The sequence below is a fragment of the Labrys neptuniae genome (assembly GCF_040797145.1).
GTDB lineage: Bacteria > Pseudomonadota > Alphaproteobacteria > Rhizobiales > Labraceae > Labrys > Labrys neptuniae.
This window is the reverse complement of record NZ_JBFNQD010000001.1, coordinates 316,250-339,088: the sequence shown is the minus strand read 5'-3', so window position 1 is coordinate 339,088 and position 22,839 is coordinate 316,250. Positions and strand designations below refer to the sequence as shown.

Here is a 22,839-nt window from a genome sequence, read left to right as displayed (position 1 = left end):
GACGATCAGGCCGTCGCGGTGACCTGGATCTCGACCAGCAGTTCCGGCGTGGCCAGGCGGGCTTCCACAGTGGCGCGGACAGGCAGGTTGTTCATGTCGACCCACTTGTCCCAGACAGCATTCATCTGGCCGAAATGAGCGATGTCGCGCAGCCAGATGCTGGCCGTGAGCAGGTTTGCCTTGGAACTGCCGGCCTCGGCCAGCAGGGCATCGATCTGCGCCAGGATGTCGGCGGTCTGTGCCCTGGTGTCGCCGCTGGTGTCGGCAGCAGTGATGCCGGCAGTGGTGACGATGCCGTTGGCGACGACCGCCTTGCAGAAACGCGCGCCGGGATGGAGACGCTTGACCATGGGAGTGTCCTTCCTTGAAAAGTCGGGGCCCTCCTCTACAGCATCGAATCCGATTCAGGAATCGCATCCGCCGCGGAAACACTTCCCTGCGATCTTGAGGGATGAACTGGCCGAACGCCTCGCTGTTTCCTACATCTCCTGTTAAGGCCGCTTGTTGCCAAATATTGGCCTGTTCATCCGCATGAGGCGTTCAAGATGTCCCTCACCCCTTCCCTCAGCCGCGCCGCCCGCGCTCTCCTGGATTTCGAAATTGCCGATCTGGTGAAACGGTCCGGTGTGCCGAAAGTCATCATCGCCGAGTTTGAAAAGGGCGGACGGGTACCGCAGAGGCAGGACCTGGCGGCCATGCGCCTTGCCTTTGAAGAAGCAGGCATCCAGTTCCTCGACGACGATGGCAGCGGGCCGGGCCTGCGCCTGCGCCGCGGGGCGCGCCAATCCGGCCTTCGGCCGGAGGAGCTCACTTCCGAAAACGACGATTGAGCCATTGATCGCCAACTCGGCGCAAAGGCCGGGCTGAGACGGCAGGGCGATAGGTCTGTTCCCGAGTCACGTGCGGAACAGACGGCCATGTGGAGGCATGACAGAAGGAGAGCAAGCAAGGTCGCAGGTTCGGCAGCCGTCAGGAAATCGCTTCACCGAAATCGCCGCACCCCGATGACTGGGACATTTCGATTGAGACACATTGCTTTGACGTCTTCCTCCTCCGCCCCGCCCGTCGATATCCGCCGCGCCGTCATGGCGATCATTGAAATGGATGGCGAGGATGCGCTGGCGCAATTGCGCCGACACTTCCCCAATGCCACGATCTTCCTGCTGACGGCCCAGCCGGGCGGTGTGGACGGCAAGCTGGTTTCGGCCGAGCAGGTGGTCTCGGCACTCGAGACCTGGGCTGGCCCGGACCAGACCCTGCACCTGAACCCGGTGCTCACCCCACGCCAGCAGGACATCCTGGACCTGATCGTCCAGGGCAAGTCGAACAAGGAGATCGCCCGGGCGCTGGCCATCTCCCCCTTCACGGTGCGTAACCATGTCTCGCTGCTACTGCGCGTCCTCAATGTTGCCTCGCGAGAGGAGGCTGCGAGCAAGGCCGCCGAAGGTACGGCCTTGCGCCAGTGACCGCAGGAGCAAATAGCGCCTCGGTCGATGCGCTATTTGCCCTGGGGCCCTATCACTGCGGCTTGGAGGCTTCGGGCAATGGTTCCATGCCCGGCAACATATAGCCCGAGATCACACTTCCCGTGAGTTCGCCGCCCCGGCATTCGAGGGTGGTGTCTTCATAGCTGAAAGTCGTCTCGATGACGCCCTTTTGGCGGTCGGTGACGCGGAACTGGTTGCCGACACGAGCCTGGTAGCGTGCGTTTTGCTCCCCGACACGCACAATGCCGTCGCCGTCGACCAGTTTCTGGCGCGTACGGTTTTCGCCATCGGCAACCGCTCCCTCGGCCACTCCCGCCATATCGGCCCTCTGAACGGCCTTCAAATGCTCGAGGCAGGTCTCGAAGTCAGCGAAATGTTGGGCCGGAACCGGACGCGGCGGCAATTGTCCGCTCGCAAGGACGGAAGTGGCCGACAATCCGCCTGCAAGACCTGCAAGCAGGATGGCACCGATCCGTCTGAGTTGGCAGTGAAGAGAAGCCATGGGTTCATTCTCGGGCTTTGATCGCATCGGCGGGAGTATGCCGATGGGTGGATGGAAGCAACCACTCTTGCCGCTCGTTCTTTCGCTTGGCGATTTCCCAGGAAACAAGGAACTGGCCGAACTCCGCCAGACCAGAGAAAACGGGTCGCGATCGGACCATGTGCGGACAACAAGAACCTCCCAAACGAATTGGAGGTTCAAGACATGAGGTCTACACTCGAAAACAAGGTTGCGATCATCACTGGTGCCAGCTCGGGTATCGGCGAAGCGGCGGCACGCCTGTTTGCCGCCGAAGGTTCCGCCGTCATCCTGTCGGGTCGCCGTCGTGATGCTCTCGACAAGGTCGCGGCCGAAATCGCGGCTGCCGGCGGAAAAGCTGTTGCGGTGCCCGGCAACATCCAGGACGAGGACCACCAGATCGCCCTGGTCGAGGCCGCCCAGCAGCGTTTCGGCGGGCTCGACATCGCTTTCAACAACGCCGGCACCACCGGCGATATGGCACCGCTGACTGAAATCTCCCTGGAAAGCTGGCGCGATACGCTCGAGGTCAACCTGACCAGCGCCTTCCTCGCAGCCCGGCATCAGATTCCCGCCATGCTGGGGCGCGGTGGCGGTGCCCTGGTGTTCACCTCGACCTTTGTCGGCCATACCGTCGGCTTTCCCGGCATGGCCGCCTATGCCGCCAGCAAGGCCGGCCTGGTCGGCCTCACCCAGGTGATCGCCGCCGAATATAGCGCCAAGGGCATTCGGGCCAATGCGCTGTTGCCTGGCGGCACCGATACGCCAATGGGACGGAGCGTCTCCAACACGCCGGAAGCGCGCGCCTTCGTCGAAGGATTGCACGCCCTCAAGCGCCTGGCCACCCCCGAGGAGATCGCCCGTTCCGCGCTCTATCTGGTCTCGGACCTGTCGAGTTTCGTGACGGGAACGGCCCTGCTGGCCGACGGCGGTGTCTCGATTACCAGGACGTAGCACGACGGTTGCGGTTGCAGGAGGGAGCGCAGGATATGCGGCGTATCAGCCTCTGGCCGACATCTTATCGGACTGCAAGTGCCTGGCTTTCGAGATGTCAGTCGGAGGCTGACACTCCCATCCTTCGAGAGGACGTTTTAACGCTGCAATGACGCCAGCCCGATGTCTTGGCCAAATCACTGCCGCGGTGTCAGCCGCCTTCAATGAAAGCACGCCGCCGCACGATCTCGGCCGCGAGGAAATCGAGGAACGCCCGGATGCGCGGGGCATCGCGCAGATCGGGATGGGTAAGCAGCCAGAGGTCCGCCCCGAACTCCGGATTGACCAGTCCAATACGCCGCAGCCCCGGCCGGGTTCCGGCGATGAAACAGGGCAGATGACCGATGCCGATGCCCGCCTCGACGGCTTCCGCGAGGCCGAGCACGGAGTTGACGCGATAGACGATACGCTCCGGCGCGATGTGAGACTTGACGTAGCGCACCGCCTTGAGCGTGGCGAGATTGTCGCCGAGCGCCACCCAGCGCCGGCGATGCAGTGTCTCCAGATCCGGCAGGCCGGGCTCGGGGAAATCCTCCACCTTGCCATAGAGCGCCCAGCCGATGCGGGCGACGCGTCGGCCGACCAGTGTGTCCGGCGGTGCGTCGGAGGCACGGATGGCGATATCGGCGTCCCGCTTGGACAAATTCAACGCGGCATTCGACAGGATCATATCGAGCCGCATGCCCGGATAGGCCTGTGTGAACCGGGCGAGCAGCGGCGTCAGCAATTCGACGAGCAAGGTGTCGTTGGTGGTTATGCGCAGTTCGCCGGCAAGGTCGAGTTCGCTGCCGGCAAGCCTGCGCAGGACCGAGACGATGTCCTCGTCGACGCGGTCGGCCAGCCCCGCCACTTCCTCGCCCGCCGAAGTCAGCGTGTAGCCCGTACGGTGTTTCTCGAACAGGGTGACGCCCAGCGTCTGTTCGATCTGGCGCAATCGCCGGAAGGCCGTCGAATGGTCGATGCCGATGCGCGCGGCTGCTGCCGGCAGATTCCTCGTATCGGCGATCGCCTTCACCAGACGCAAATCGTCCCAGGCCAAATTCGGAAAACCGTCCCCCACCACAAATTCCCTGGCGACACCTTCAACCCATTTCCCAGCTATATTACGTTTCGCTTCGACAATTCAATAGCGCTGCGCCCAACCATTTCATTGCGCCAGCGCAATGGCAATTCTTGCCCTATCGGACCTATCTCATTGGCGAGGGAACCGGCGTTCCCAACCGAAAGGAGTTTCGCCATGAGCGGTAAAGGCATCCATCACGTCACGGCCATTGCAGGCCCCGCCCAGCGCAATCTCGATTTCTACACCCGCATACTTGGCCTTCGCCTGGTCAAGAAGACCGTGAATTTCGATGATCTCGGCACCTATCATCTCTATTATGGCGACGAAGCCGGCCAGCCGGGCAGCATCCTGACCTTCTTTCCCTGGGAACATGTCGCGCCAGGCCGTATCGGCCTCGGCGAGACGCAGGAAACCGTGTTTCGGGTGCCGGAAGGCTCGATCGACTATTGGACGCGGCGCTTCGTCGAGAACGGCGTTGCCCATCAGCCGCTGACCCGTCGCTTTGGCGAACCTCTGCTGTCCTTCCAGGACCCGGACGGCATGCGCCTTGCGCTCGCCGCCTTGCCCGGCATCGAGAACGAAGCTGGATGGAACGGTGCCGGCATACCTGCCGATGCCGCCATCCGCGGATTCCATGGTGTCAACCTCCTGCTGGCGCAGGCAGCTCCGACCGGCGCCATCCTCACCGATGTCTTCGGTTTCAGCGAGGTCGGGCGCGAGGGCAGCCTGGTGCGATATCGCGTGCCAGACGGTGGAGCCGGCAGCATCGTCGATATCAATGAGGCAGGCGGTTACCTGCCGGCCCGCCTCGGTGGCGGCTCGGTGCATCACATCGCCTTTCGTGCAGCCGATGATGCCGAGGAGGCTGCAATGGTGCGCAAGCTTGCCCAGAACCACCGCATCCGCACCACGGAGCAGAAGGACCGGAACTATTTCCGCTCGGTCTATTTCCGGGAACCCGGCCATGTCCTGTTCGAGATCGCGACCGATGTCCCCGGCTTTGCCGTGGACGAGCCGGCGTCGACGCTCGGCGAAGCCCTGAAACTGCCTTCCTTCCTCGAAGCCCGTCGTTCGGCCCTGGAAGCCACCCTGCCACGCCTCGAGCCAAGCGCGACCTAAAGCACTTTTCCCGCGACGCCCTGTCTCGGTAGGGCAGGAGCGTCGCACGTCCCCATCACCCTCGATCGAGGAGGCAATCGCCATGACCACGACAACCCAATTGTCGCATATCCACCGCTTCGTTCCGGGACTGGACACGAAGCGCCCGCCTCTCCTGCTGCTGCACGGCACCGGCGGCGACGAGAACGATCTCATCGGCCTGGGCGAACTGGTCGCGCCCGGCAGCGCCCTCATCTCCCCGCGCGGCAAGGTATTGGAAGCCGGCATGCCCCGGTTTTTCCGGCGCCTGAGCGAAGGCGTGTTCGATGAAGAGGATCTGCGCCGGCGGGCAGCCGAGCTGGCTGGCTTCATTGCGGAGGCGCGTGAGGCTTACGGCCTCGGGGCGCCGGTCGCATTGGGCTTTTCCAATGGTGCCAATATCGCCGCGGCGCTCTTGCTGCTGCACCCGCAGGCCCTGGCCGGGGCGGCGCTGCTCCGACCGATGACGCCCTTGCGGTCGGCTCCGCCGGCGAATTTGGCGGGCAAGCCTGTGCTGATGCTTTCCGGTGCGGCCGATCCGATCGTCCCGTCTGCCAATGCCGGCACGTTGGCCGAACTTCTCAAGGCGCGCGGCGCGGCCGTGCGCCACGAGGTCCTTCCGGCCGGCCATGGCCTGACGCAGGCCGATGTCCAGCAGGCCAAGGCCTGGCTCGCCGGCTTGTAGTGGCTTGGTAGAGACCGTTTTCCGGAGGCGTGGTCATTCGCGCCTCCGGAAGAGCCTCGTCTGTCCGGCCGCTCAATCATGGACCGGATACGGCCCTTCCGAAAAATCCCTGTCGTGATAGCCCTTACTGCCGACCTCGCTGGCGAGCGGGCTGCGGAAGTCCCGGCCCTCGCGCAGGCAGTCGAGCATGTGCCGGAAATCGTAGCGCGGATGCCAGCCGAGCTCCGCCCGTGCCCGGGCATTGACATAGATGCGATCCACCTGCGGAAACAGTGTCCACCCCCTGGCAGCATAGAGCTCGGCGCAATCGGGAAACAGGCGATGCACGAGCCCCGGCGCATCCGCCCGCAGCGCCGCACAATCCTCCGGCCCGAAAGGCGTCGTCGCCGAGACGATGTAGCGGCCGAAGCCCAGCGAGGACGCCCTCTCCGCCGCCACCAGATGGGCATCGACCACATCCTGGATGTCGCAGCGCCGGTTGAGCAATTCGTTGGCCTGGGCGTTGTCGGTGCCGTAACGCTGCCTCATCTGAGCATCGTCATCGGCTTCCGGGAAGAAGCGCGAGGTGCGCAGCACGATGACGGGCAGGCGATGACGTCGGGCAAAGAGCTCGCACAGCGTCTCCGCCGCGACCTTGCTGGCGCCATAGATGTTCTTGGGGATCGGGATAACGTCCTCGGTGATCCAGGCCGCCGGTTCGCCCGCTGCCGGCGTCAGGGCCGAGCCGAAGGTGCTGGTCGTGCTGGTGAAGACGAAGGATTCGACGCTGGCGGCTGAGGCAGCCTCGAGCAGCGCGAGCGTTCCCTGGACATTGACGCCGAGAAAATCCTGATAGGCATGGGTCGCCACATGCGGCTTGTGCAGCGTGGCCGCGTGGAGAACCGAGCGCACACCCGGCAGGAGGCGCTGAACAAAATCGCGATCGCCGATCGAACCCACGGCATCGGTGAAGGGTGAGGCCTTGATGTCGAGCCCGATGGCGGGCCGGCCCGCTATGCGCAAGGTACGCATCAGGGCCTCGCCCAGATGTCCGGCACTGCCCGTTACCAGGATCGTCATCGTGGCCACCCGCCCTTAACAATTCGGCCTTACGACTAGTGATCGCAGGCTGTCCCGGCCATGCATAAAATATGCAGGGGCATATCAGCCGATGGTGGTGACCAGCCGTCCGGCCCTGCCATCGGCCAGCGTCACCCGCTCCCATAGAACCAGGCTCGGCTCGATCGGCAGGACGGGGTCGTGATTGGCTCCGGTCTCCAGCGTCAGCGAAGAAAGGCAGCCTTCATGCCAGCCGCGGGCCGCGAGCCCCTCCTCCGCCGCCAGGATGTCATCGGAGGCATAGCGGAGCAGCGACCTGCCGAGCAGTTCGGTCAAATCGGCGTGCCACTCAGCCTGCCGCGGCAGGGAAGCCGCCAGCAGGCGATGACTGCGGTCGCAGATCAGGTGAACCTTGGCGCCGGAGGAGGCCACCAGGCGTTTCAAAGCGGCATCTTCGGCCGGCGTCGGGGATACCGCCAGCAGATCCAGGGCGGCCAGCCAGCGCTCCTGCCCCAATGGCGCGCTCCCTCTTTCCCAACGCGAAATGCTGGCCTGGTCGACACCCAGCAATTCGGCGAGGTGGCTCTGCTTGATACCCTTGAGCAGGCGAAGCCGGCGCAGGGCACGCCCCTGCTCGATCGCATTCATCGCTGCAATTTCTCCTTCAGCCCGGCAATGATGAAGCCCAATCCCCGTTCGAAGGCCGTGTCGGGACCCTCCCGATCGAACGTTTCCATGGCCTCGGCCAGCAAAGGCGACGTCGCTGCCGGAGGAGGCAGGTTAGCGCGCTCGGTCCTGTCCGCCTGCGCCGCCTGCTGCTCCATCACCGAGCCGACCACGAAATAGCTGATGGTCATCAGCGCATAGGTGGTGTCGGCCGGGGTGAACCCGGCCTCGGTCAGGCAACGCAACTGCACCTCTGCGTTTGCGGTTTCCGCTCCGTTGGGCCTGGTACCCGCATGGATGCGCGCACCGTCGCGATAGGAAAGCAAGGCTTGCCTGAAACTGCGGGCGTTACCGGTGATGAAGGAACACCAATCATCTTCGGGCCTCGGCACCGCATGCGTATGCCGTTCGGCGAGCATGGCATGAGCCAGGGCATCGAGCAGCGCCCGCTTGTTCTTGAAATGCCAATAGAGCGCCGGCTGCTGCACGCCGAGATGGTCGGCCAGCCTGCGGGTGGTCAGGCCGTCGACACCGACCTCGTTCAGGAGATCGAGGGCAGCTCGGATGACTTTCTCGCGCTGTAGTTTCGCCATGGCGTCCTTCCATGCACCATCTCGGGAGATTCCATCTCCCGCACGGCGATGCAGTCTTGATACCTACCCCATCGGTCCCGATTCAGTAAGCCGGCGCGCAAATTCGGCCTTGACTATTTATCAGTGATAAGTTTGATGGCATCACTTATCACTGATAAATTTTAACCCGGACCGATTGTCTGTTTCCATGACAAGCAAATTCGCCTTGCCCCTCATACTGGGCGTCGTGGCCCTGGATGCCATCGGCATCGGCCTGGTCATGCCGGTCTTGCCCGAGCTCTTGCGCACTCTCGTCCATACCGATGCGGTAGCCGGACATTATGGTGTGCTGCTGGCGATCTATGCCCTGATGCAGTTCCTGTGCTCGCCCGCCCTCGGGGCCCTGTCGGACCGTTTCGGCCGCCGCCCGGTGCTGCTTGCTTCGCTGGCGGGCGCGACCATCGACTACGCCATCATGGCGACGGCACCCGTCCTGTGGGTGCTCTATGTCGGCCGCGCCGTTGCGGGCATCACCGGCGCGACGGCGGCCGTGGCTGGCGCTGCGATCACCGACATCACGCCGGAAGATCGGCGTGCACGGCGCTTCGGCCTGATGAGCGCGTTCTTCGGCCTCGGCCTGGTGGGCGGCCCGGCTCTCGGCGGCCTGCTCGGGGGCTTTTCCCCGCATGCCCCCTTCCTGATCGCGGCCATCCTGAACGGCCTGAATGGCCTGCTTGCTCTGTTGTTTCTGCCTGAAACCCATCGAGGCGAGCGTCGGCCCCTCTCCCGGACTGCCTTCAATCCGATCGCCTCCTTCCGTTGGGTGCATGGCTTGCCGGTGGTGATGGCCCTGATGGCGGTGTTCTTCGTCATGCAACTGGTCGGCCAGGTGCCTGGGTCGATCTGGGTCCTGTTCGGTGAAAGCCGCTTCCATTGGGATACGAGCACGGTGGGGCTGTCCCTGGCCGCCTTCGGCATTCTCCACGCCATCGCCCAGGGGTTCGTGACCGGCCCATTGGCCCAGCGGCTCGGCGAAAATCGCGCCGTCATCCTCGGCATGTCCGCCGACGCGCTCGGCTATGTGCTGCTGGCCTTCGCCTCGCAAAGCTGGATGGCTTTCGCCATCATGATCCCCCTGGCGGCAGGGGGCATCGGCGCCCCCGCCCTGCAGGCGATGTTGTCGCGGGAGGTTGGCGAGAACCATCAAGGCCAGTTGCAGGGATCGCTGTCTGCCCTTACCAGCCTGACGTCCATCATCGGCCCCTTGCTCTTCACCGCGATCTATGTCGCCTCCCTGGCGTCCTGGAGCGGCTGGGCCTGGCTGGTGGGTGCCCTGCTCTATCTGCTGTGTCCCCCGTTCCTGAAACGATCGACTCAGGCCAAGGCTTGAGCAATCGAGTTCGTGCGGGCGGCGCGATGCGGCCTTGCCGCGCTCTCGGAATCCTGCGGCGTTTCGCTGCCGGCGGCATATTCCGCTTGGTTCCCGCGAGGCCTGAATTCTATTGTCAGACGAACCGATTCGATCCAAGACAAGGCGTGCATCAAGGTAAGAGCATCACGCCATAACCGTTTGTTTTTAAACGTCTTTGCGATTTCCGATAGTTTCGTCAAATCGCAGAGCGTTATGGCGGAGCGACCATGCATCTATCCATGTGGACCTATCCCTGGGACATCCAGGACCAGGGGCTGGCTGGCACCATCGCGGATCTGAGGGAGCGCGCCGGGCTCAATACGATCTCGCTGGCGACATCCTATCACGCCGGCCGCTTCCTGCAGCCACGCAGCCCTGTTGGAAAAGCCTACTTCCCCGAGGACGGCGCGGTCTATTTCAGGCCGGATGAACGGCTCTGGCAGGACAAGGAAATCCACCCACTGGTGGCGAAAAACCTCGCCGAGCGCGGCGACATGCTGGCAGCCCTGGTCGAGCAGCGCGCCCTTGGCGGTCCACGCGTCTCCTGCTGGACGGTGTGCCTGCACAATACCAGGCTCGGCATGCTCCATCCCGGCCATGTCACGCGCAATGCCTTCGGCAACCCCAATTATTACAATCTCTGCCCGTCGAGTCCGGCTGCGCGCGACTATGTGGTGACCTTGGTCGAGGACGTCACGCGCAACTACAAGCCGGACATGCTGGAGCTCGAAAGCCCGAACTTCATGGGGTTTGCGCATGAATACCACCATGAGAAGGACGGCGTCGGCCTGAATGCAGAGGATGACTTCCTGCTGTCGCTGTGCTTTTGCGAGCATTGCCTGGCAAGGGCCTCTCGCGCCGGCGTCGACGGGCGAGCGGCGCGCGAGACCGTGCGGCGCTTCATCGCCGACCTCTGTGAACGCGAAATCCCGGAGCGGCAATTTCCCGATTTTCCGGCTGCCGGCATCGATGCCTTCAAACCCTGGCCAGATCTGCGTGCCTTCCTGGCCTGGCGCAGCGAACCGGTGACCAGCCTGATCCGCGAGATCCGGCAGACGGCCGATCCCGCCACCAAGATCGTGCTGATCGACCTCAAGGATGGCTGGCTCGGCGGCGTCGACCATGCCGCCGTGGGCGAGATATGCGACGGCCTCATCCTGTGCTGCTACGACATGACGCCCGCCGAGATCGGCGAGGTGCTCGCCGCAGGCCGCAGGGCCCTGCCTCCCGGCAAGTTCCTGGGGGCCGGTTTCCGGGTGTTCTATCCGGAAAACCGCGGTGCCGCCGACCTGGTCGCGCGGGTTGAGGCAGCCGTAGCCGCCGGTGCCGAAGGCATCAATTTCTACAATTACGGCCTGATACCGGCGAAAAGGCTCGATTGGGTTCGCACTGCCGTCACTGCCATCGCGTCGAAAGACGGCACGACTTAGAGCACCCTGCCCGGCCGCTCGCCCGTCTGGCGGCCCTCGGCAACCACGGTCCCCCCATTCACCCAGACATGGGAAATGCCGGTCGGCAATTGCGTCGAGTTCTCGAAGGTCGCCCGGTCGGTGATGGCGTCCTCGAACAGCACGAGATCGGCGGCGAGCCCCGGGCGGACCAGGCCGCGATCGGCGAGCTGGAAGCGCTGCGCGGCCACCGAGGTCATGCGGCGCACGGCATCCTCCAGGCTGAACCAGTCCTTGTCGCGCCGGAGCGGCCCGGCAATGCGCGGGAAGGTGCCGAAGGCGCGCGGATGCGGCTTGGAACCCGGGCGCGGCAGGCCATCGGAGCCCGCCATGTAGAGGCGATGGCAGCAGGCGGCATGCAGATCGTCTTCGTCGAGCTGGAACAGGATGATGCCGGTCTGGCCGTCGTCCTCCTCGATGAAGCGCAGCATCAGGTCGAAAGGCGTGACGCCGAGCTCACCCGCCGCTTTCTCCATGTCGAGGCCTTCCAGATGCTTGAGCTCGGCGCTGCCGACGGCGGATAGGCGGACATTGCCCCAGCCGATCAGCGATACCTTGCTCTGGCCATGAAAAGCCGGGCCGCCATGTTCGACCCATTCGCGGAGGGTGGCGAGCTTTTCGGGATCGGCGAGCCGGGCCTTGAGGCCGTCGAGCCCGCCATCCATGGCAGCGGGCGGCAGCAATTGCAGGAGCCAGGTGCTGCCGGCCGGATAGGGATACATGTCGAAGCTGATGTCGATGCCCTCGCAGCGCATGCCTTCGAGAAGTTCGATCGCCGCGGGAATCTGGCCCCAGTTCGGCCGTCCGGCCGATTGCAGATGCGACAGCAGGCCCGCCGAACCGGAATGCCTGAGAATGCCGCCGAACTCGCGGATGGCGTCCATCAGGCCAGCCTCGTAGGAACGGACATGGGCTGCGAGCACCTTGCCGCGGCTGCGCACGGTGTCCCCCAGCGCGAAGAGTTCGTCCTCTTCGGCAAAGGCGCTCGGCGGATAGACGAGACCGAGCGACAGGCCTGCGGCGCCCTGGTCGAGCTGGGTGGCGAGCAGGGCACACATCGCCTCGATCTCAGCCGGGCTTGCCGGGCGGCGCTCATGCCCCATCACCGCAAGGCGCAGCGCGGCGTGGCCGACGAGCGATACCAGGTTGAGCGCGATGCCCTCCCCGGTCAGCGCCCGGCGATAGCCGTCGAGGTCGGCGAAGATCTCGCTGTCCAGGGTCTCGCCGAGCAGGCCGGAGAAATGCAGCCGCAGGTTCTCGCGCGAAGCCGGCACGGCCGGGTAGAGCGAGAAGGAACAATTGCCGACCACGATGCTGGTGACGCCCTGCAGCGCCTTTTCGGGCCGGTTCCGCTCGCGCAGGAAGATGAGGTCGTCATGGCAATGGGCGTCGATGAAACCGGGTGCGAGATAGCGCTCGGCCGCATCGACGATCGTGGCGTCGTCATCAGCCTTGAGGTCCTGGCCGATGCGGGTAATGGCGCCGCCGGAAACCAGCACGTCGCCGCGATACCAGGGAGCTCCCGTGCCGTCGATGATGCGCGCGCCCCGGATGAGTGTATCGGCCATGACGCCTGGTCCTTTCTGGAGCAAGGAGCGTTGGGAAGAAACGCTACCTTGCCTATGCCCTTTGCCTCGACGTGTTTACGCCTCTTGGCGATTCCGCCAAATCGCAAAACGCTTCAATCCTCGATCGGTTCGGCCACCTGCATCAGGCAGTCACCGGCCTGGCTGTCGCAATGCAGCCGATGTGAAATCACGATGCCGCCCTCGGCGAAGCGGAGGGCTTCCTCGGGCTGTTCCAGGCGTTCGAGATCGTGATACCAGCCGGCAAGGTCGCCGGTCGCAACCCGAGCCCCGAGCTCGACGGCCGGCTCGAACCAGCCGCGGTGCGTGGCATAGATGCCCTGGCTATGGCGCGAAAGCGACAGCAGCTGCAAGCCAGGCTTGGCGGTGACATCGCCACCCAGCAAGGGACGGTCGATGATGCCGAGCGCCAGCATCAGATTGTCGATCGCTCGTGCCGTGAACGCCATGCTGGCCGGCGTCACCGTGCCGCCGCCGCCGAATTCGCCGCTGAGGCCGATGATGCCCGCCCGCATGGCGGCGCCCATGGATGTCGGCGAGCGCGAACCATTGTCCGCGATGAAGGCATGGCTGGGCGCCATCGCCCTGAGCAGGGCCTTGGCGCGGGTGGAGCGCTCCTCGTCCGGCTGGCGCTCGATCAGGGCGCAGTGGAGATGCGCCATGGAGGTGCCGCCGGAATGAATGTCGAGCAGCACCTCGTGGCGCGGGAACAGTTCATGCTCGAGGAAATGGGCGAGCCGGGCGGTCGGCGTTCCCACGGGATCGCCGGGAAAGGCCCGGTTGAGATTGCCGCCATCGAAGGGCGAGCACCGCCTGGCCGCCATCACCGCCGGCAGGTTGGCCGCCGGCAGGACGGTGACGCTGCCGCGCATCGCTGCCGGATCGAGACGGCGCATGAGGCGCGCCAACTGCAGTTCGCCCTCATATTCATCGCCATGATTGCCGGCCATCAGGAGGAGGCTCGGCCCCGGCCCGTTCCGAACCCGCAGGATCGGTATCCTGATCTGGTAATAGGGCGAACGATCGACGGAATAGGGAATGCTCAGATAGCCGCTCTGGCGGCCATCGGCGTCGAAATCGAGGGGATGGGCGAGGCCGCTATGCATGGCGGAGTGCTTTCTACAGGGCCGCGATGGCCGTCATCTCGACCCGCAGGTCCGGATCGGCGAGCCGGGCCTCGACGCAGGCGCGCGCCGGCGGATTGGCCGGGTCGATCCAGGCATCATAGACGCCGTTCATGGCGTCGAAGTCGACGATGGCCGGCAGGAAGACATTGACGGCCAGAAGGCGCGAGCGGTCCGTGCCGGCTTCCTTGAGCAGGGCGTCGATCTTGGAAAGCACGTCCAGCGTCTGGGCTTCGATGCCGGCCTTGCGGTCATCTGCGACCTGGCCGGCAATATGGACGAGACCGGCATAGCTGACGGCCTGGCTCATGCGCGAGCCCTTCTGATATCGCATGATCATTTTATCATAATCCTTTGTAAGATCGTAAAAATACGAACCCTTCGAGGCTCTAGCCGAAGGAGGTGGCGAAAGCGCCGATCACCGTGCCATCGACATCGAGCCCGTAGACCAAGGCATGCCGGTCGAGGCAGGTGCAGGGATGCGACAGGCCGAACTCGATGACATCGCCGATGCGCAGATCCCCACCGCCGGTCGTGACGAAGGCGTGCTGGTCGTTGAGCCGGGCAACCGCCGCCGCATCGAGGGTGCCGATACGGCGTCCCTCGCGATAGAGCGCCAATGGACGAGGCAGCCCCTGGTCGATGGCGACGTCGCGCAGGCCCATGCCGCAGATCGCCAGGTCAGGCTCGGGGCGTGACAGAACCTCAGCCCATACGCGCAGAACCGGCTTGAAGCCCCTGGAAGCGCTGATGGTTTCTCCCGAGAGTTCAAAACCGGATCGGCCATCCAGGGCGGCGAGCCCGCGCTCATAGACGCCGTGATCGTGAAAGAAGATCGCGCCGCTGCGCAAGACCAGCGTCGTGGCGGCATCTCCCTTATAGGCCGGCCCGAGGCCCGCGATGACCCGGTCGAAGAACACCGAGCCGCCGGCCGTCAGGATCAGCGGCCGTTCCGTTCCGACACGATTCCGGACGAGGTGGTGGGTCTCGACCGTCAGGGCCATCAATTCGTCGATGCGGCGGATGCTTTCCTTCGGATCCGCCGTCGCCGCGGCGCCCTCATAGGCACCGATGCCGCCCAGTCTGATGCCTGCATTCTCACCGGCGAGGATCGCATCGAGAATGGCCTGTGCGGCCTCGATCGTCCTTGCTCCGGCCCGTCCGGCACCGACCTCCAGCAGCAGGCCGAGGGGTGGCAGGTCATCCCGCGCCTGCCAGATCTCCAGCAGGCTGTCAGCCAATTCGGCCGAGTCGACGAAAACATGCATCTGCGCCTGCGGATGCCCGGCGAGCAAGGCCGCAAGCCGCCGAGCAGCGGCCTTGCCCCCAATCTCATTGGCCAGGATCAGCCGATCGAAACCGGCCTTGAGCAGGACCGAAGCCTGGCGGATATCGGCGACCGTCATACCCCAGGCTCCGGCCTCGACCAGTTCCTTGGCGATATCAGTCGACATCGGCGTCTTGGCATGAGGGGCGATGGCGACGCCATGGTCGCGGACATAGCGCATCATCAAAGCGACATTGCCATCGAAGGCCGGGCGGTCGAGCGACATCAGCGGCAGCGACATGGTGCCGTCATAAGGCTTCCAGCCCTGCCGGCCGATTTCGGCGAGCGGCAAGGGAGCATGGCCGGCGGGAAAGCCGCGCATGCGGTCATCGATGGCATCGAGGGAAAGATGAAGGTCGGACATGGATCAGGTTTCGCTGGTAGCAGCTTTATCGAGGCCGAGGCGGTAGACCCGGTCGGCGGTGGCAAAGAAGAGATCCCGCTGTTCATCCGCGCTGAATTCGGAGGCAACGGTTCGAAAGGCCTCGTAGACCTCCGCGAAGCTGGCATGCAGCCCGGCAACCGGGAAATCGCTGGCGAACATGGCACGCCCCGGACCGAAACAGGCGATGCAGTGTTCGATCACCGGCCTCAGGCTGTCGAGGCTCCAGTCATTGTCATAGGCGACGAGATCCGAGATCTTGACGAGGACGTTGTCGGCTCGCCCCAAAGCTTGCAGGCCCCGCCGCCACAGCGCCATGCCCTCCGGACTGCGGTCGGCCGGGCTGCCACAATGGTCGAGCACGAAGATCGTATCGGGAAAATCTGCAACCAGACGCAGGGCTTCCGTCATTTGCCAGGGAAACAGCATGAGGTCGAAGGACAGGCCGAGCCGCGTCGCCTGGCGCAGGCCGTCGCGCCAGCGCGGATCGCCCATCAGGTCCTTCGAGCGGGCAAAGCTCTTGGCGGGTTCGGGGTGCCAGCTGACGATATCCCGGATGCCGACGACCAGGTCGTTTGCCGCTTCCGCCTCCAGCAGCACCGCAGCGTCGGGACGATCGAGTGGCACGCGAGCCACGATGCGCCGCGCCACGCCGGAACGCCTGTCGAGGCTTTCGAGCCAGCGGCTTTCCTCCAAGGGGTATTCGGAAGACCAGCCCGCTTCGACATGCACGGTGGCGACGATGTTCTGACCGGCGGCATCGGCGCGATAGTCGGCGACGCCGTAGTCGCGGCGGATCGGCGCCAGGCTGCCGAACACCATTTCCCTTTCTTCCCGTTCCGGCGGGCGCAGCCAGGGGTGGCGCCCCAGCGACAGATCCCAGAGGTGATGATGCGGGTCGATCACCGGCCCGCCATAGAGAGCGGTCATCGGCGCGCCTCACGCCCCGAAATCAGCAGCAGGGCCAGAATGAGCGAGCCGAACATGATCGAGCGCCAGCCAGGCGAGGCGTTCACCACCGTGATCAGCGCCGTGGTGGTCACCAGCAGGATGGCGCCCGGGATGGTGCCGGCATAGCTGCCCTTGCCGCCGAGAATGGAGGTGCCGCCGAGCACCACCGCAGCGATCGACATCAGGAGGTAGGGATCGCCGATGCCGACATAGCCCTGGCGGTTCATGCCGAGGATCAGCGTGCCGGCCAGGCCCGCAAAGAAACCGGACAGGGCATAGAGCAGCAACGTGTTCTTGGTGACGCTGACGCCCGACAGCCGTGCCGCCACCGGGTTGGCTCCCAAAGCCAGGAAACGCACGCCCATCGGCATGCGATGCAGCAGGACGAGCACCGCGACGGAGACGAGGATCCACAGGATGATGCCGGCGGGAATGCCCAGCGGCCGCGCCGAGCCCAGCCAGATCACGGCCTTGTTGGTGACGGAAACCGCGCTGCCGCCGGCGACGATCACCAGCAGGCCCTGCAGGAAGGTCGCCATCGCCAGGGTCATGATGATCGGCGGTACGCGCAGGAAGGCGGCACCGGCGCCGTTCACCAGGCCGATACCGGTGGCTATCGCCAAGGCGCCGACGATGCCGATCAGCCCGGTGGCGTCCCAGCCCGGCGAGATCAGCGGCAGCATGATCGCGGTGACGGTGATCACGGCCCCGACCGAGAGGTCGATGCCGCCCATGATGATCACCAAGGTCTGCCCCGCCGCCACGATGCCAATCACGGCGGCCAGTTCCAGGAGATAGCGCAGATGGCCATAGGCGCCGAAGCCGCGCAGGCTGAAGCTGGCGACGAGCCAGACCAGCGCCACCAGGATCAAGGTGAGCAGCGCCGGGTTCCTGAACAGCCCCCTGACGGTCGTGACGAGGCCGCTCATTTCTTCCTCCAGCGCGCGGAGAGTTCGGGAATGGCCACGGCCCCGACGATGATCAAGCCCTGGGCGACATATTGGGCAACCGGCGGGAAGCCGAGGAAGAACATCACGTTGATCATCACCGAGAGCAGCAGGCTGCCGCAGATGGCGCCGCGCATGGTGCCCTTGCCGCCAAGAAAGCCGACGCCGCCCAGCACGGCTCCGGCGATGGAGTTCAGCGTGAAGGGATTGCCGATGACGGGATCGCCCGATCCCGTCTGCGCTGCCACGAAGAGGCCGGCGAGGACGGCGAGGAGGCCGGAGATGGCGAAGGCGATCACCTTCACCCTTTCCACAGGCACGCCCGAACGATAGGCACCGACCGGATTGTCGCCGGCCGCATAGATGCCGAGCCCGGTCGGCGTGGCCAGGAACAGCTTCCAGGCGATCAGCACGATGAGTAGCAGGATGAAGGCCGTCGGTCCGTCACCCGCCAGGAACTCGGAGAACCAGGACGGCACGAAGCCGCCGGGCCGTGGCAGGATCAGCAAGGCGACACCGGTGACGATGAAGGAACCGGCCAGCGTGACGATGATGGCCGGCAGGCGCAGATAGGCGACGATCACGCCGATCAGGCTGCCGATCGCCAGCCCGGCCAGGGCCACCAGCAGGATGCCGCCGACCGAGCCCGCCGGCCCGCCCATGGTCGTGGCGGCGATCACGGCGCCGAGGCTCACCATCGGCCCGACCGCCAGGGTGATGCCGCCATTCAGCATCAGCAGGGCCTGCGCCATGGTGACCAAAGCGAGCGGGAACCAGTTCTGGGTGAATTTGGAAAAGCCACCGAGGCTCAGAATGCCGGGAAACAGCCAGGCATAGAGCAGCAGGAAGACGGCGACGACCACGTAGAGACCGCCGAGGCCGCGATTGCGGCGGCGCTGGACTGCCCAATAGAGGTTGGATGAGGAGACGGTGCCGCTCATGCCGCGACCTCCCGGTTGGAGACGCCCATGGCGGAGCCGACGATGGCTTCCTCGGAAATGGCATCGCCCTCGAGCGCGGACACCGCCCGCCCCTCGCTGAACACCACCACCCGGTCGCACAGGTGCACGAGTTCGGGCGTATCCGAGCTCAACAGGATCACCAGCTTGCCGTCGGCGGCGAAGCCCTGGAGCATCAGATAGATCTCCCGCTTGGTCTCGATATCGACGCCGCGCGTGGGATCGTTGAGCAGCAGCACCGAAGGATCGAGCGGCAGCCATTTGGCCAGTGCCACCTTCTGCTGGTTGCCGCCGGACAGGGCCTGGACAGGGCGCTCGGTGTCGCCCTTGATGGTGAGGCGCCTGGCAAGCTCCGCGACCAGCGAGCGTTCGCGGCCGCTGTCCCGCAGCCCACGCCGCGCCTGCAGGTCGAGCGAAGGCAGCAACAGGTTGGAGGCGATGGAATGGGGCAGGATCAGCCCCTCCTTCTTGCGGTCGGCGGGCACATAGGCAAGGCCCGCGTCGTTGGCGGCCCCCACCGTGGTGAACAGGCCCGACCTGCCGCATAGATGGGCGCTGCGAGCCGAAGCAGGCATGGCGCCATAGAGCCCGAGCAGGAAATCCTCCTGGCCCTGCCCCACCAGGCCGCCAATACCGACGATCTCGCCCGAGCGGGCGACGAAATCGACGTCGCGCACCATGCCGGCGGAAAAGCCACGGAGATGGATGCGTTCCTCGCCGATGGAGCGCTGCGTCCTGGCCGGGAAGAGACCGCCGGCCTCGCGTCCCACCATCAGGCGCACCAGGCCCTCGGCGTCGACGCCGGCGAGCGGCTGGTCGGCGGTGACAACACCGTCCTTCAGAACGGTGACATGCGAGCACAGGGCCCGCACTTCATTGAGGCGATGCGAGATGTAGAGAAGCGCCAGCCCTTCTTCGCACAGCCTGCCGATCAATCCCGCCAGGATGCCGGCCTCATGGCCCGACAGCGAGGAAGTCGGCTCGTCCAGGATCAGCACGCGCGGGCGGCGAAACAGCGCCTTGGCAATCTCCACCATCTGGCGGCGGCCGAGCGCGAGGTCGCCGACCAGGGTGTCGGGCGCTTCCGTCAGGCCGACAAGGCCACAGACCTCCGCGACCCTCCGCTGCAGTTCCTGGTAGTCCACCAGGCCGAAACGGCGGGGATAGGCGCCGAGGCCGATATTCTCGGCGATGGAAAGCTCCGGCGTGAGGCTGAGTTCCTGCTGCACCACCGCGATCCCGGCCTTGCGGGCGAGATCGGGGCTGAAACGCGTGAGGGACTTGCCGTCGAGCACGATCTCGCCGCCGTCCGGTGCCAGGGCACCGGACAACAGGTTGATCAGGGTCGACTTGCCGGCGCCGTTCTCGCCCAGCAGGGCATGGACCCGGCCCGGGCGCAACGTGATGCTGACACCCTTCAGTACCGGATTGCCGTAGAAGCCCTTCAGGACCTGGCGGGCTTCCAGCAAAGGCGGACGATCGCTCATGAAACAAACTCTCCGTGCGAACCTCGACGTCTACTGCGCCAGCAGCTTGTCGAAGAGCGCCCGGTCATAGTCGGAGTAGATGTAGCCATCCGCCGGGAACTTGTCGGCGCGGGCGAGATAGGAGTCGATATTGCTGTCGTCGATCACCGGCAGCGGCACCTTGACCTTGGCCGGGATGGTCTTGCCCTGCAAGGCCTGGACCGCCGCATAGACCGAGAAGGCACCGAGCCAATTGGGCTGCATGGTGCCCCAGCCCTTCAGCTTCTTCTCCTTCCACAGTTCCAGGAACTGGCGGGCGTTCTCGCCGGTGGTCGGTACCTGGTCGCGGCCCTGGCGGTCGAAGGCGAGCACCGAGCCGGCCGACAGGGCGCCCCCGAGCGACAGCACCCCGTCGATCTGCGGATTGGCGAAGAGCAGGCTGGTCATCGCTTCCTGGGCCGGTGCGACATTGTATTCGGTGTTGGTCTCGGTGATGATTTCAAGACCCTTATTGGCGTCGAGCACCGGCTGGGCACCCTTGCGGCGATCGTCGCTGACCGAGACGCCGGCCGGGCCGTTCATGATGATGATCTTGCCCTTGCCGCCGAGCTGCTTGACCATCCATTCGGCGGCCTGCTTGCCCCATTCGAGCGAATCCGTGTTGATCTTGGCGGTAAGGTTGTCGGTGTCGACGAGGCTGTCGAAATTCATCACGGCAATGCCCTTGGCGCAGGCATCGGAGACGACGCGGTCAAGCGCCGTGGACGAACCGGCCTCGACGATGATGGCATCGAGGTTGGCGTCGATCATCGACTGGATCTGCTGGATCTGGGTCTGGGCATTGCCCTGGGCATCGGTGATCATCAGATCCTTGACCAGCCCCTCCTTCTTGAGCGCGTCGACTTCGCTGACGATGGTGCCTTCCGTCTGCTTCATCCAGGTCGGTACGGAGTAGATGTTGGCCCAGCCGATGCGATAAGGCGCCTTGCGATCGCCTTTGACGCAATTCGAGGCAGCCTGAGCCACGCCGGCAGTGGCCGCGAAGGCCAGTACGGCGAGCCCTACTCCCGCCATCAAGGCGCGCCGATCGGTAAGCTTCCGCAGCAAAGAAGTCTTGATCATGTCGTTCCCCTCTTGCGAGCCAGCGGGCCTTGTTCGCAGCCTTGGCTCTTGCATGATGTACAATATACTGTACATATGGTCACAATATCGGACAGCGCGAACTATAGGTGGTTTTTCAAGGCTGACAAGCAGGTGGCGAAATTTTTGAAGGCGTTGCAGCCGCCATCCGAAATATCGTTGCTGAAACGAGCAGTTTGAGGCTTGCATTGATGCGTGCCGTAACGTTCATCAGTGAAATAACGGCGGCGGGCAGCCCGCTCGAGCGGGTCAGGTAGGATAGGAAATGGATTCAATCAGCGACGAAGGTATTGCCAGACGCACACGCGGGCTCGACCGCGCCTTCGAAATTCTCGATTTCCTGCGCATGAAGCGCGAGCCGACCAAGCCCAACGAGATCGCTGCCCGGATCGGGGCGCCGCGCTCATCGGTCTACGAACTGGTCAACCTTCTCTTGCGCAACGGCATTCTCGAATATGCCGATGGCGAGGGCCGGGTCTATCTCGGCCGCAAGCTCTATTTCCTCGGCGCGGCCTATGAGGACCATTTCGATTTCATGCGCGAATGCGACAAGGTCCTGGCCCAGATTGCGGCGGAGACGCGCGAGACCGCCCAGTTCTGCATGTTGGATGGCAACAAATATACGGTCGTCCGCATGAAGGAGGGCGTCAGGCCTTTCCGGATTTCCTCCGATGTCGGGCGTGCCGTGCCGATTCCCTGGACGGCGTCGGGGCGCCTTCTGCTGTCGCATCTGAGCGACCAGGAGATCCGGGATTTCGTTCCGCCCGGTGATTTCCGTCTGCCCAATGGCAGCTTGCTGGATCCGGGCCACTTCATCGCCGAAGTCCGCCAGGCCGCCGCCGCGGGCGAGTTTACCTTCAACAGCATTGTCGACAGCTTCACCCATTGCTTTGCCGTGCCTGTCTTCGACGGACAGGATCGCTGCACCGCCACGCTCTGCCTGGTGACCCCGCGCGAGGACGGCATCCGCAACCGCCAGCATTATCTCGATTGCCTGAAGACGGCGGCGCTTTCGCTGCATGGCAAGGCCGTCGGCCCGCGCGAGGCGGCATAGCCTCTTATCTGCCGCCCGTCAGGCTGAGATGATTGAGCAGATAGCGATGGAGTGTCTCCACCGCCGGCGAACTCTGCTCCGTGGCCGAGCGGTAAAGCAGCAGGTCGACGCTCGGTAGGGTTGGAAACCCCGCCTGCGCGGGCGGTTGGCGCACCCCCGGCACCAGGGCACTCTCGATCAGTACGGTAACGGCGATGCCCGACAGCACGGCTGTCTGCAAACCGCTGATACTGTCGCTGACGCAGGCGATCCGCCAGTTCCGCCCGGCCCTGTCGAGCGCCTCGATGGCATAGTCTCGATAAATGTTGCCGGGCGGCAGCAAAGCCATCGGCACAGGATCTTCCAAATGGGCTGATGAAGTCGCTCCCGTCAACCAGACCAACTGTTCGCGCCCGACGACCTGGCCGCCCGTGAAGCCATCCATGCGCGTCACCAGGGCGATGTCGACGCTGCCCTCACGCACACGAGCCACCAGCGGCCTCGACAGGGCACAACGCAGTTCGATTCGGATATGCGGATAGTCCCGGCGAAAGGCACTGAGGATCGGCGGCAGCAGGAAGGTAGCGTAGAGATCGGGAACGCCAAAGACCACTTTCTCCTCGGCCGCCGTCGGGGCAAACCGTGCGAGGCACTCGTCGTGGCTGCCCAAGATCTGGCGGGCATGGGACAGGAATACCGTGCCGGTCTCGCTCAATTCCAGCGCGCGCCTGGTATCGTCGAACAGGGGACGGCCAATGATTTGCTCGAGTTTCTGGATCTGCTGGGTCACGGCCGATTGCGTGCGTCCCATGCGACGGGAAGCCTCGGTGAGGCTTCCCGTTTCGACCGTCAGGACGAAAGCGCGCAACGAGCGAATATCGAGATAGGTCGACGACATGGCTTC

The 22,839-nt window shown here is 64.6% G+C and carries 24 protein-coding genes; 8 read left to right on the top strand and 16 right to left on the bottom strand.

Annotated features, from left to right (window positions below; translation table 11 throughout):
- Positions 1 to 5: 5 nt before the first annotated feature.
- On the bottom strand, positions 6 to 350 hold the full coding sequence (locus tag ABXS05_RS01555; protein WP_311938332.1) for a RidA family protein: 345 nt from the start codon (positions 348 to 350) through the stop codon (positions 6 to 8).
- 195 nt (positions 351 to 545) lie between these two features.
- Here ABXS05_RS01555 and ABXS05_RS01550 point away from each other — a divergent pair, with 195 nt between their 5' ends.
- Both ABXS05_RS01550 and ABXS05_RS01545 read left to right on the top strand, forming a co-directional pair.
- A complete protein-coding gene (locus ABXS05_RS01550) occupies positions 546 to 830 on the top strand; it encodes a transcriptional regulator (protein WP_311938331.1) in 285 nt (94 codons plus the stop codon).
- Positions 831 to 1,037: 207 nt separating this feature from the next.
- Entirely contained in the window at positions 1,038 to 1,466 is a 429-nt protein-coding gene (locus ABXS05_RS01545) for a response regulator transcription factor (RefSeq protein WP_311938330.1), read from the top strand.
- Positions 1,467 to 1,518: 52 nt separating this feature from the next.
- Here the strand turns inward: ABXS05_RS01545 and ABXS05_RS01540 are convergent, their stop codons facing one another.
- A complete protein-coding gene (locus ABXS05_RS01540) occupies positions 1,519 to 1,989 on the bottom strand; it encodes a hypothetical protein (protein WP_367622678.1) in 471 nt (156 codons plus the stop codon).
- A gap of 204 nt (positions 1,990 to 2,193) precedes the next feature.
- Between ABXS05_RS01540 and ABXS05_RS01535 the strand changes: the two genes are divergently transcribed.
- Entirely contained in the window at positions 2,194 to 2,961 is a 768-nt protein-coding gene (locus ABXS05_RS01535) for an SDR family oxidoreductase (protein ID WP_367622677.1), read from the top strand.
- Positions 2,962 to 3,151: 190 nt separating this feature from the next.
- Here the strand turns inward: ABXS05_RS01535 and ABXS05_RS01530 are convergent, their stop codons facing one another.
- Positions 3,152 to 4,060 (bottom strand): LysR family transcriptional regulator, encoded by a 909-nt coding sequence (locus tag ABXS05_RS01530; protein ID WP_367622676.1) that lies wholly within the window; start codon positions 4,058 to 4,060, stop codon positions 3,152 to 3,154.
- Between the two features lie 177 nt (positions 4,061 to 4,237).
- Here ABXS05_RS01530 and ABXS05_RS01525 point away from each other — a divergent pair, with 177 nt between their 5' ends.
- On the top strand, positions 4,238 to 5,182 hold the full coding sequence (locus ABXS05_RS01525) for a ring-cleaving dioxygenase (RefSeq protein WP_367622675.1): 945 nt from the start codon (positions 4,238 to 4,240) through the stop codon (positions 5,180 to 5,182).
- A gap of 82 nt (positions 5,183 to 5,264) precedes the next feature.
- Entirely contained in the window at positions 5,265 to 5,885 is a 621-nt protein-coding gene (locus ABXS05_RS01520; protein WP_367622674.1) for an alpha/beta hydrolase, read from the top strand.
- Positions 5,886 to 5,957: 72 nt separating this feature from the next.
- On the opposite strand, the gene ABXS05_RS01515 is transcribed toward ABXS05_RS01520, so the two are convergent.
- From ABXS05_RS01515 to tetR, 3 genes are all read right to left on the bottom strand, one after another.
- Positions 5,958 to 6,944 carry an NAD-dependent epimerase/dehydratase family protein gene (locus ABXS05_RS01515; protein ID WP_367622673.1) on the bottom strand — a complete coding sequence of 329 codons (987 nt, stop codon included), beginning with the start codon at positions 6,942 to 6,944 and terminating at the stop codon, positions 5,958 to 5,960.
- An 84-nt stretch (positions 6,945 to 7,028) separates the two neighbouring features.
- Positions 7,029 to 7,571 carry a helix-turn-helix domain-containing protein gene (locus ABXS05_RS01510; protein ID WP_311938322.1) on the bottom strand — a complete coding sequence of 181 codons (543 nt, stop codon included), beginning with the start codon at positions 7,569 to 7,571 and terminating at the stop codon, positions 7,029 to 7,031.
- A complete protein-coding gene (tetR, locus tag ABXS05_RS01505; RefSeq protein WP_367622672.1) occupies positions 7,568 to 8,182 on the bottom strand; it encodes a tetracycline resistance transcriptional repressor TetR in 615 nt (204 codons plus the stop codon). Before tetR ends, ABXS05_RS01510 begins: the two co-directional genes overlap by 4 nt.
- Before the next feature lie 187 nt (positions 8,183 to 8,369).
- On the opposite strand from tetR, the gene tet reads away from it, so the two are divergent.
- Both tet and ABXS05_RS01495 read left to right on the top strand, forming a co-directional pair.
- Complete coding sequence (tet, locus tag ABXS05_RS01500; protein ID WP_367622671.1) at positions 8,370 to 9,551, top strand: Tet(A)/Tet(B)/Tet(C) family tetracycline efflux MFS transporter; 1,182 nt, start codon at positions 8,370 to 8,372, stop codon at positions 9,549 to 9,551.
- A gap of 248 nt (positions 9,552 to 9,799) precedes the next feature.
- Positions 9,800 to 11,002 (top strand): glycoside hydrolase family protein, encoded by a 1,203-nt coding sequence (locus ABXS05_RS01495; protein WP_367622670.1) that lies wholly within the window; start codon positions 9,800 to 9,802, stop codon positions 11,000 to 11,002.
- On the opposite strand, the gene ABXS05_RS01490 is transcribed toward ABXS05_RS01495, so the two are convergent.
- The 9 genes from ABXS05_RS01490 to ABXS05_RS01450 form a co-directional block, all read right to left on the bottom strand.
- Positions 10,999 to 12,588, bottom strand: a complete 1,590-nt coding sequence (locus ABXS05_RS01490; RefSeq protein WP_367622669.1) for an N-acyl-D-amino-acid deacylase family protein — start codon at positions 12,586 to 12,588, stop codon at positions 10,999 to 11,001. The genes ABXS05_RS01495 and ABXS05_RS01490 overlap by 4 nt on opposite strands.
- 113 nt (positions 12,589 to 12,701) lie before the next feature.
- Positions 12,702 to 13,712, bottom strand: coding sequence for a succinylglutamate desuccinylase/aspartoacylase family protein (locus tag ABXS05_RS01485; RefSeq protein WP_367622668.1), 1,011 nt, complete (start codon positions 13,710 to 13,712; stop codon positions 12,702 to 12,704).
- Between the two features lie 13 nt (positions 13,713 to 13,725).
- Positions 13,726 to 14,070: a RidA family protein gene (locus ABXS05_RS01480; RefSeq protein WP_367622667.1), complete on the bottom strand. Its 345-nt coding sequence runs from the start codon at positions 14,068 to 14,070 to the stop codon at positions 13,726 to 13,728.
- 49 nt (positions 14,071 to 14,119) lie between these two features.
- Positions 14,120 to 15,421: an alanine racemase gene (locus ABXS05_RS01475; RefSeq protein ID WP_367622666.1), complete on the bottom strand. Its 1,302-nt coding sequence runs from the start codon at positions 15,419 to 15,421 to the stop codon at positions 14,120 to 14,122.
- 3 nt (positions 15,422 to 15,424) lie between these two features.
- Positions 15,425 to 16,369, bottom strand: coding sequence for an amidohydrolase family protein (locus ABXS05_RS01470; protein ID WP_367622665.1), 945 nt, complete (start codon positions 16,367 to 16,369; stop codon positions 15,425 to 15,427).
- Positions 16,366 to 17,319, bottom strand: coding sequence for an ABC transporter permease (locus ABXS05_RS01465; RefSeq protein ID WP_311938307.1), 954 nt, complete (start codon positions 17,317 to 17,319; stop codon positions 16,366 to 16,368). Before ABXS05_RS01465 ends, ABXS05_RS01470 begins: the two co-directional genes overlap by 4 nt.
- On the bottom strand, positions 17,316 to 18,278 hold the full coding sequence (locus ABXS05_RS01460) for an ABC transporter permease (protein WP_367622664.1): 963 nt from the start codon (positions 18,276 to 18,278) through the stop codon (positions 17,316 to 17,318). The genes ABXS05_RS01465 and ABXS05_RS01460 overlap by 4 nt, the downstream gene beginning before the upstream one ends.
- Positions 18,275 to 19,783, bottom strand: a complete 1,509-nt coding sequence (locus tag ABXS05_RS01455) for a sugar ABC transporter ATP-binding protein (protein ID WP_367622663.1) — start codon at positions 19,781 to 19,783, stop codon at positions 18,275 to 18,277. The genes ABXS05_RS01460 and ABXS05_RS01455 overlap by 4 nt, the downstream gene beginning before the upstream one ends.
- A gap of 30 nt (positions 19,784 to 19,813) precedes the next feature.
- The gene (locus ABXS05_RS01450) at positions 19,814 to 20,884 is read right to left on the bottom strand and encodes an ABC transporter substrate-binding protein (RefSeq protein WP_367622662.1); all 1,071 of its coding nucleotides are present in this window, start codon (positions 20,882 to 20,884) and stop codon (positions 19,814 to 19,816) included.
- A gap of 283 nt (positions 20,885 to 21,167) precedes the next feature.
- Between ABXS05_RS01450 and ABXS05_RS01445 the strand changes: the two genes are divergently transcribed.
- A complete protein-coding gene (locus ABXS05_RS01445) occupies positions 21,168 to 21,956 on the top strand; it encodes an IclR family transcriptional regulator (RefSeq protein ID WP_367622661.1) in 789 nt (262 codons plus the stop codon).
- Positions 21,957 to 21,960: 4 nt separating this feature from the next.
- On the opposite strand, the gene ABXS05_RS01440 is transcribed toward ABXS05_RS01445, so the two are convergent.
- Positions 21,961 to 22,833 carry a LysR family transcriptional regulator gene (locus tag ABXS05_RS01440; protein WP_367622660.1) on the bottom strand — a complete coding sequence of 291 codons (873 nt, stop codon included), beginning with the start codon at positions 22,831 to 22,833 and terminating at the stop codon, positions 21,961 to 21,963.
- Between the last annotated feature and the right edge of the window lie 6 nt (positions 22,834 to 22,839).